The following is an 8,643-nucleotide window of genomic DNA, read 5'->3' as shown; positions in this document are numbered from 1 at the left end:
AATCAGGTTTACCATAATACCTTTTATTGAAATCCCCAATAATATCTTTTACGCGTCGGTACTTTTGAAGGGAGGCTGGTGCGCGTTCGCCAATACCAACTAATTTAGCAAAATGCTCGTTATGAAAATCTATGATATGTAATATCGTAGGTTTCTCTTTTAAACTTTTACCTAATAAAATTGCTTTTAAATCCTGAGCGGTAATATCGAGTAGCTCGCGCTCGAGTTTGGAGTAAGTAACTAGGATTTTATTACTAAGCACCTCAAGGGCTTCTTTAGTAACTTTATCTTTAGCCGTTTTGACGTAAATCCGTAAATGTTTGGTATGTTCCCATACTTCATTTGAAACAGATTTACCCGTACTAAGAGTGAAGCTATCTTTGCCTAACTCTACTTTTACATAAATTGGAATTTCACCATTTACCTTTGTTTTTGCGTGTCGCAAAAAATACATAATTTTTATCATTTTATTCACGTTTAAATTTCTACAAATCTCCGCAGAATTAAAATGTAACAAGCTGATTTCTAGGTGAACTTTAGGTGAACTTTTTCATTTTAGTGTACCTGTTAGTGTACCCCTTTTGCCCTATTTTACCATGGGTACACCTATAGGCACACTAAATGATGATAAAATAGGTGTTTTTTGACTAGGGTCTAAAAATGAAAAAACCTCTAAAACGCTTGGTTTTAAAGGTGTTTTTACTTTTTATGTTTCTTTTGAAACATCGCTTTCGCGGAGAAAGAGGGATTCGAACCCCCGGACCTGTTACAGTCAACAGTTTTCAAGACTGCCGCATTCGACCGCTCTGCCATTTCTCCAATAAGACGTGCACTACTTTCGTATTGCGAGTGCAAATATAAAAGGTTTTTTCTATTAAAAAAACAATTGCATTACTTTTTTTGTAAGTTTTTATTAAATACCTGATAGTCACTATTTACTCCCTTACTTTAAATTTAATAATTCAAATATTCGGTTATTTCTAAGCCGTAACCAATCATTCCCACGCGTTTGTTTTGGTACGAATTGGTTAATAACTTAATCTTAGTAACATCTATATCATGTAATATCTGGGCACCAATACCAAAGTCTTTGGTATCAATAGTAATTTTTGGGGTAGAAAAATCACCAGCCGCTTGCAAGCGTTTCAATTCCGACAAACGATCTAATAATTCCACCGATTGCATTTCCTGATTGATAAATAAAATCGCACACTTCTCATACGATTCAAATTTCTTGAAGATATCTTCTAACTTTTTGTGGAACGTATCGGTTAAACTTCCCAAGATATCATTGGTTACTTGCGTAGAATTAATGCGTGTCAAAATGGGTTCACCCATACTCCAACTTCCTTTGGTTAAGGCAATATGCACCTGTTTGTTGGTCACTTGCAAATACGCACGCAAACGGTACGTACCAAAACGAGTTTGTATTTCAAAATCTTCTTTTTTCTTAATCAAACTGTCGTGTTGCATTCTGTAAGCCACTAAGTCTTCAATAGAAACCAATTTCAAATCAAACTTCTTAGCCACTTCTACCAATTCTGGTAAACGTGCCATCGTACCATCCTCATTCATAATCTCGCAAATGACACCTGCAGAAGAATACCCAGCCAAACGAGCAAAATCAATAGCCGCTTCGGTATGCCCAGTTCTTCGTAACACGCCGCCTTGTCTGGCAATTAAAGGAAATATATGTCCTGGTCGTCCCAATTCGTATGGTTTGGTATCAGGATGCACCAAGGCTTCAATAGTTTTAGCACGATCCGCCGCAGAAATACCTGTAGTAACCCCATTTCCTTTTAAATCTACAGAAACCGTAAAGGCCGTTTCCATATTATCGGTATTGTTGGTTACCATGGTATGCAATTCCAATTCCTTACATCTCGATTCGGTTAAAGGCACACAAATAAGCCCTTTTCCGTGCGTAGCCATAAAGTTGATCATTTCTGGCGTTACTTTATCAGCAGCCGCTAAAAAATCTCCTTCATTCTCTCTGTCTTCATCATCTACCACAATAATCATTTTACCCTGACGGATATCTTCAATGGCTTCTTCAATGGTATTCAGTTGTATTTTATGACTCATTAGTTGTTATGTTTTCGCTAGGTAGCGAATTAGTATTTCGTTTCGTTAGCAATTTTTTAATGGGTACAATCAGCCAATCTAAATCGATAGTTAATCCCATATCATTGGTAGCTCTGTAGGTAAATAAGATGGCAAAAGGAGTTAGTATTAAAGCACCCGCTGCCGTTCCTATAAAGGGATGAAGCGCGTCTTGTCCGGCTAATTTTTTTCCAAACGTATTAGCAAAATTAAATGTAATAAAAATTAATACCGCAAATACGATAGGCAATCCAAGACCCCCTTTTCTAATTATAGCACCCAAAGGCGCACCGATAAAAAACATCAACAAACACGAATAGGCAATTAGTATTTTATCGTAATACCCAATCCAGTGGTCGTTAATATTGTTTTGTTTAAACTCCAAATCGGTTTTATACCCATCTAAAGTAAAAATGGTATTGTTGATATTGTTTTTGGCTACATCTAACACCAACGTTTTTTTATCTGTTGGAAACAAATCAACTAAATCGCCAGTTAATTTGGTCGTCTTAGGTACCACTACAGAAGAAGACACTGGCACATTATACACCATAGCAAGACTTTCGGCACTTTTGTCCAAGTTATCACTGTACGCGGTAACATCTTTGTTAAAAGTCGTTTGTAACGAATCAATAGTATATTTCAATTCGCTCATGTTTAGCATATTGTAGGTGTTTATCAAATCGTTTCCTTCGTTGGCATTTGCATTTAGTTTAGCTAAATCTATTGTAACCGTATATTTCTTAAAACTACTTTTTGCAAAAGGCAGCTTGTCGCGTTCTTCAAACTTTTTAGGCTGTATGTCTTCGTAATAATTTCCATCAAATAAATCCAACTGCAATAAATTGGTAGATTCATCACTTTTCAAAACCCCTTTTTTGGCTTTAATAACGGTAGTAACTGAACCAAACTCCCCTTTCTTCATATGCATTGTAACCCCCTCTAAAAACGAACCATTCTCACCTGATTTCTTTTCTACATAAATTGAGGTAGTGGTACCAATTTTACTAAATTGTCCTTCACCAATCGCCATAGCTGGTTTGGTTTGAACAATGGTTTTTCTTAAATTTATAAAACGAAATTGGGCTTCAGGAATAATACTATTAGCAAATAAAAAGGCAATACCACTAAACAAAACGGTGCAAACAATTAAATACCGCATAGCTCTTTCCAAAGAAATACCTCCCGATTTCATAGCTGCAAACTCATAGTTTTCTGCAAAGCTTCCAAAAGTCATAATAGATGCCAATAAAATAGACAAAGGCAACACCAAAGGCACCATAATTGGTGAATAAAAAGAAATGAATTTTAAAATGGTCATAAAATCCAAATCCTTTCCTGCTAATTCGGCAATAAACAACCAAATACTTTGCAAAACGAAAATAAAAAAAAGGATTACAAATACCGTGGCAAATGTAATCAGGAAGGATTTTAATAAATATTTATCAATTATTTTCATGTAGTGGTTATACGTAAAAGCTACAGATTAATCCGCTTTATTAATATAATAATTTGGATATTTAGCTTTTACAAAGGTAAACTGATTTTTTGCCAACGTTTGGTTAAATTTAAACGAAGAAACTGTTAAAGTGGTTCTAGTACCATTTTTACCTACTTCAATTAGGTTATAAATATGATTGGTTTTAGTATCAATACCAATTAAGATTTCTTTTCGTTTATCCTTCACACTTAAAGGCGTAAGCTTTACATATTGAATGGTTTTACCCGCCATAGGTTGTTTGATGTCCATTGCGAATTTAAATCCTTTTTTAAAGAAGGTAAATATCTTGTTTGGCGACATAGCATTAGTATCATTCTCATCATGATTAGAAACCGTTATTTCTTCATCTTCTGGAACAATGGTGTATATTTTCTTTCCATCAAATATTTTAGTAACGCCCATAAATGACAAATGATATTTGTTACCTTGTAACATAACCTTTCCGGTACTCTCCTGATTAATTTTCTCTGCGGTGTTATTTATAGCATACTTAAAGTCAATCACCATATTTTTATACGATTTGGCCTTGATAACTACTTTATCTAATAACGCTTTACCCGCATTTTTCTCTTTTGGTGGGTTGTTTTCTCCAGTTGTAAATGCGACTAAAAATAGGGCAATAACCGATAATGTAACTAATTTTTTCATTATATTGTATTCAATCTATTGTTCGTTCTTAAAAAATATTTCTAGGGAATTCATATCCGTAATTAAAACTTGTCGGGCTTTGCTACCTTCAAAAGGGCCCACAATACCTGCGGCTTCTAACTGGTCTATAATTCGTCCTGCTCGGTTATATCCTAATTTTAATTTTCTTTGAATTAAGGATGCCGAACCTTGTTGTGCCGAAACCACTACCTCAGCCGCATCTCTAAATAAAGAATCGCGTTCTGATATATCCATATCAAGTTTTATGCCACTATCCTCGCCCACATAATCTGGCAGTAAATAGGCATCGGCATACGCTTTTTGCGAACCAATAAAATCACAAATACGTTCTACTTCTGGCGTATCTACAAAGGCACACTGCACACGAATTAAATCATTCCCATTAGAAAACAACAAATCCCCTCTACCAATCAACTGATCTGCACCCCCTGAATCTAAAATGGTTCTGGAGTCAATTTTAGACGTTACTCTAAAAGCAATTCTTGCTGGGAAATTGGCTTTAATCATACCCGTAATTACATTCACAGACGGACGCTGCGTAGCAATAATCAAATGAATTCCAATAGCACGAGCCAATTGCGCCAAACGCGCGATAGGCAGTTCTACTTCTTTACCCGCCGTCATAATTAAATCGGCAAACTCATCTACCACTAAAACAATATAGGGTAAAAAACGGTGCCCATTTTCTGGATTTAGTTTTCGTTGTTTAAATTTCTCATTATACTCTTTAATGTTACGCACCATCGCATCTTTAAGCAAAGAATAACGATTATCCATTTCCAAACATAACGAGTTTAACGTATTAATTACTTTCGCATTATCGGTAATAATCGCCTCATCCGTATCAGGAAGTTTGGCCAAATAATGACGTTCAATCTTATTGAAAAGGGTCAATTCTACTTTCTTCGGATCCACCAATACAAACTTCACTTCCGCTGGATGTTTTTTGTATAATAACGAAGTCAAAACGGCATTTAATCCTACCGATTTACCTTGTCCTGTTGCTCCTGCCATCAATAAGTGTGGCATTTTAGCCAAATCCACTACCAACGTTTCATTTGAAATGGTTTTTCCTAAAGCAATAGGCAATTCCATTTCAGCTTGTTGAAATTTAGGCGAAGCAATCGCACTCTTCATAGAAACCATGGATGGATTGGCATTTGGAACCTCAATTCCAATAGTACCTTTACCAGGAATGGGCGCAATGATACGAATACCTAATGCCGATAACGACAAGGCAATATCATCTTCTAAACTCTTAATTTTAGAAATTCTAATACCCGCTTCAGGAACAATTTCATATAACGTAACTGTAGGGCCTACAGTAGCTTTAATTTGAGCAATTTCTATTTTGTAGTTCTTTAAGGTATCTACAATCTTATTTTTATTTTCCTCTAATTCCGCTTGATTAATAGTAATCCCCACTCCCGAATAATCTTTCAGCAATTCAATAGAAGGCATTTGAAAGTTTGACAATTCTAAAGTAGGATCAAATTCCCCGAAATCTTGTACCAAACGTTGGGCAATTCTTTCTTCTACAATATCCTCCTCTTCCGGTTTTTCAATAATAAAAGAAGCATCTTCCGTTTCAATAATTTCAGGTTGTTTTGGAATTATTTCTGGTTGTGGTTCTAAATTAATCTCAGAGGCATGTTGGATAGTGGGCTTTAAAGTAGTTTTATCAATTTCAAAAGTTGAAGGCGCGTCACGGTCTATGACTTGCATGTTCGTCCAGGACTGATCCGTATCTTCAATTATAGGATTTTTTTTTAAAATGGGAGTTTCTTCTTTTGCTACCTCTTCAACATCTGAAAGTGCAGTAGTTCCTATTTCGCTTTCCATACTATTTTCATCGACAACAGGAACAGGCGAAGGTTTCGCATCTAAATAATCTTTTAACTTATCTGGAGAAACTTTAATTCTAAATATTAAAAATACCACCACACTGAAAATTAAAACCATAATCGTTCCAATATCCCCAGCATAATCTCGAATTAAATCATGCAATTCGAAACCAATTACTCCAGATAAATGAGGAACATAGTCCCAAATTAGTCCAAAAAATAAAGAAATGGTAATAATAGCATACAAATCCCAAAAAGTAGATTTTTTAATTTTACTTAATGGCAAATCGATAAGTAAGTACGCACCAATTAAAAAGAAAATTTTTACAAATAAGAAAGAAGCGATACCAAAACCTTTATACAAGAAGAAATCTGCTAACCAAGCCCCTATTTTACCCAACCAATTTTCAACGACTACGTTTCTATTGGTCAATTCATTTATTTGACTTTGGTCGTTACTACCTGATATATAATAGGATATAAAAGATAATAATAAAAACAATGCGATAATAACAAAGAAAAAACCTACAACGAACTTTTGTCCTCGTGAGGTTTTAAATATTGAAGTACTAAGTTTCTTATCTGAAGCGCTTGTTGATTCTTTCTTTGCCATTAATCTCTATAAATTAAATAGTTTAGGCACGTAAATTAATGCGCCAACGGTTAACGCGCTACTTGCCGCAAATAAAACGGCACCAGCGGAAATATCTTTAATGAAACCAATTCTATCATGAAATTCAGGATGAATAAAATCTGCTATTTTTTCTACAGCCGTGTTGACACCTTCTATACCTAAAACCAAACCAAAAGCTAATATTTGCAACATCCACTCTTCTCGACTGATATGAAAATAAAATCCTGCAAAAATCATTAACAACATAATTGAAAATTGTACCATTATGCTGTGTTCTGTAGCAACTAATTTTAAGGCGCCTTTTACAGCAAAGCCAACACTTTTAACTCTACCAGAAAAAAATCTTTTATCTTGAATCATGTTATTTTTATGCGTTTAAAGCGGCTTCGTAATTTGGTTCGTTAGCAATTTCACTAACTAATTCAGAATAGGTAACGTTTCCATTTTCATCAATTACAACAATAGCTCTGGCATGTAATCCTTTTAAAACAGAATCAATTAACGTTACGCCATAGTCATTTCCAAAACTTCCATCTCTAAAATCTGACAAATTTACCACGTTTTCTAATCCTTCCGAACCACAAAAACGCTTTTGAGCGAATGGCAAATCTTTAGAAATACATAATACTTTAGTGTTCGTTAAATCGTTAGCCATTTTATTAAACGTTCGTACTGAAGTAGCGCAAGTAGGCGTATCAATACTTGGAAAAATATTTAAGATGACACGTTGTCCTTTAAAATCTTGTAAAGAAATTTCAGACAAATCGTTTCCTACTAATTGAAATTGTGGTGCAGCAGAACCAATAGCTGGTAAAGCATTATTTGTGTTTACAGGATTTCCTCCTAAAGTAACTGTTGACATAGTTTTAAATTTTAAGGTTCAAAAATACAAAAAAATAATTTGCCTAATATGAATTAGTAAAGTTTATTTATGATTTGGGACTTTCGACTTTCGACTTTCGACTTTAGGACACACTTAAACTAACTTCCACAATACATCTTCAGGTACTGGAGCGATAATTTCTACTAGATCTTTAGTAACAGGATGCGTTAATACTAATTTTCTTGCGTGTAAATGAATACCTCCGTTGGGATTACTTCTATCAAATCCGTATTTTAAGTCGCCTTTAATTGGGCAACCTACAGCAGTAAGTTGGGCTCTAATTTGATGATGCCGTCCGGTATGTAAATCAATTTCTAAAGCGTAATAATTATCTAATTTCTTAATAATTTTATAGGATAATTTAGCTTCTTTAGCCTCTGGAACCTCTTTTAAATGGGCTTTAGAGGTGTTATTTTTAGTATTTCTTCGTAGAAAATGCACTAAAGTATCTTCCGATTTTGGCGGCGCATTCTTTACAATAGCCCAATAGGTTTTTTGCGTTTCTCTGTTTTTAAACGTTTCGTTCAAACGAGTTAATGCTTTTGATGTTTTAGCAAATACCACAATTCCTGTTGTTGGTCGATCCAAACGATGTACCACACCTAAAAACACCTCACCCGGTTTGTCGTAAGCCACTTTTAAATACGATTTTACAATATCTGATAATGGCTCATCTCCGGTTTTATCTCCTTGTACGATATCTCCTACTCGTTTATTTACTACTATTATGTGATTGTCTTCGTGAAGAATTTGAAGATTTTTTGAATCGGAAACTATTTTCATTTGTATGGGGTGTAAGTGATAAGTTAATAGTAATTAGTAAATAGTGATTGTTATAAATAATTAGCAGAAAAACTACTTACTAATTACTTGTCACTAATCACTAATATTGTTCATTCGCATTAGGAAAATCAACAGATTTTACATCAGTTACATATTGCCCGATTGCTTTCGTCATATCTTCAAATAAATTCATATATCTGCGTAAGAATCTTGGACTAAATTCGTG

General features: G+C 34.6%; 8 protein-coding genes, 1 tRNA gene and 1 pseudogene. All 10 read right to left on the bottom strand.

Going from position 1 to position 8,643, the window contains the following annotated elements; translation table 11 throughout:
• Positions 1-466 (bottom strand): annotated as a pseudogene (locus ABWP60_RS09300) (site-specific integrase); the annotation flags it as partial.
• Positions 467-734: 268 nt separating this feature from the next.
• Positions 735-819 (bottom strand) — tRNA-Ser (locus ABWP60_RS09295).
• Positions 820-954: 135 nt separating this feature from the next.
• A complete protein-coding gene (ribB, locus tag ABWP60_RS09290; RefSeq protein WP_353151707.1) occupies positions 955-2,085 on the bottom strand; it encodes a 3,4-dihydroxy-2-butanone-4-phosphate synthase in 1,131 nt (376 codons plus the stop codon).
• Positions 2,075-3,562 carry an LptF/LptG family permease gene (locus tag ABWP60_RS09285; protein ID WP_353151705.1) on the bottom strand — a complete coding sequence of 496 codons (1,488 nt, stop codon included), beginning with the start codon at positions 3,560-3,562 and terminating at the stop codon, positions 2,075-2,077. The genes ribB and ABWP60_RS09285 overlap by 11 nt, the downstream gene beginning before the upstream one ends.
• A gap of 27 nt (positions 3,563-3,589) precedes the next feature.
• Complete coding sequence (gene lolA1, locus ABWP60_RS09280) at positions 3,590-4,252, bottom strand: outer membrane lipoprotein periplasmic chaperone LolA1 (RefSeq protein WP_353151703.1); 663 nt, start codon at positions 4,250-4,252, stop codon at positions 3,590-3,592.
• A 15-nt stretch (positions 4,253-4,267) separates the two neighbouring features.
• Positions 4,268-6,730: a DNA translocase FtsK gene (locus ABWP60_RS09275; RefSeq protein ID WP_353151701.1), complete on the bottom strand. Its 2,463-nt coding sequence runs from the start codon at positions 6,728-6,730 to the stop codon at positions 4,268-4,270.
• A gap of 6 nt (positions 6,731-6,736) precedes the next feature.
• Positions 6,737-7,111 (bottom strand): diacylglycerol kinase family protein, encoded by a 375-nt coding sequence (locus tag ABWP60_RS09270; RefSeq protein ID WP_353151699.1) that lies wholly within the window; start codon positions 7,109-7,111, stop codon positions 6,737-6,739.
• A 7-nt stretch (positions 7,112-7,118) separates the two neighbouring features.
• Positions 7,119-7,613, bottom strand: a complete 495-nt coding sequence (gene tpx, locus ABWP60_RS09265; protein WP_353151697.1) for a thiol peroxidase — start codon at positions 7,611-7,613, stop codon at positions 7,119-7,121.
• Between the two features lie 114 nt (positions 7,614-7,727).
• Positions 7,728-8,417, bottom strand: a complete 690-nt coding sequence (locus ABWP60_RS09260) for an RluA family pseudouridine synthase (protein WP_353151695.1) — start codon at positions 8,415-8,417, stop codon at positions 7,728-7,730.
• Positions 8,418-8,517: 100 nt separating this feature from the next.
• The coding region (locus ABWP60_RS09255) for a 3-methyl-2-oxobutanoate hydroxymethyltransferase (RefSeq protein ID WP_353151709.1) at positions 8,518-8,643 on the bottom strand (126 nt) is incomplete at its 5' end.

The organism is Flavobacterium sp. (assembly GCF_040402895.1).
Taxonomy (GTDB): Bacteria; Bacteroidota; Bacteroidia; order Flavobacteriales; family Flavobacteriaceae; genus Flavobacterium.
The sequence above is the reverse complement of the archived record's forward strand: the minus strand, read 5'-3'. Positions and strand labels throughout refer to the sequence as shown.

Excerpts from the sequence above, each read along its gene's own strand:
- ABWP60_RS09275 (WP_353151701.1), bottom strand. The coding sequence starts at position 6,730 with ATGGCAAAGAAAGAATCAACAAGCGCTTCAGATAAGAAACTTAGTACT.
- tpx (WP_353151697.1), bottom strand. The coding sequence starts at position 7,613 with ATGTCAACAGTTACTTTAGGAGGAAATCCTGTAAACACAAATAATGCT.
- lolA1 (WP_353151703.1), bottom strand. The coding sequence starts at position 4,252 with ATGAAAAAATTAGTTACATTATCGGTTATTGCCCTATTTTTAGTCGCA.
- ABWP60_RS09260 (WP_353151695.1), bottom strand. The coding sequence starts at position 8,417 with ATGAAAATAGTTTCCGATTCAAAAAATCTTCAAATTCTTCACGAAGAC.
- ABWP60_RS09270 (WP_353151699.1), bottom strand. The coding sequence starts at position 7,111 with ATGATTCAAGATAAAAGATTTTTTTCTGGTAGAGTTAAAAGTGTTGGC.
- ABWP60_RS09285 (WP_353151705.1), bottom strand. The coding sequence starts at position 3,562 with ATGAAAATAATTGATAAATATTTATTAAAATCCTTCCTGATTACATTT.
- ribB (WP_353151707.1), bottom strand. The coding sequence starts at position 2,085 with ATGAGTCATAAAATACAACTGAATACCATTGAAGAAGCCATTGAAGAT.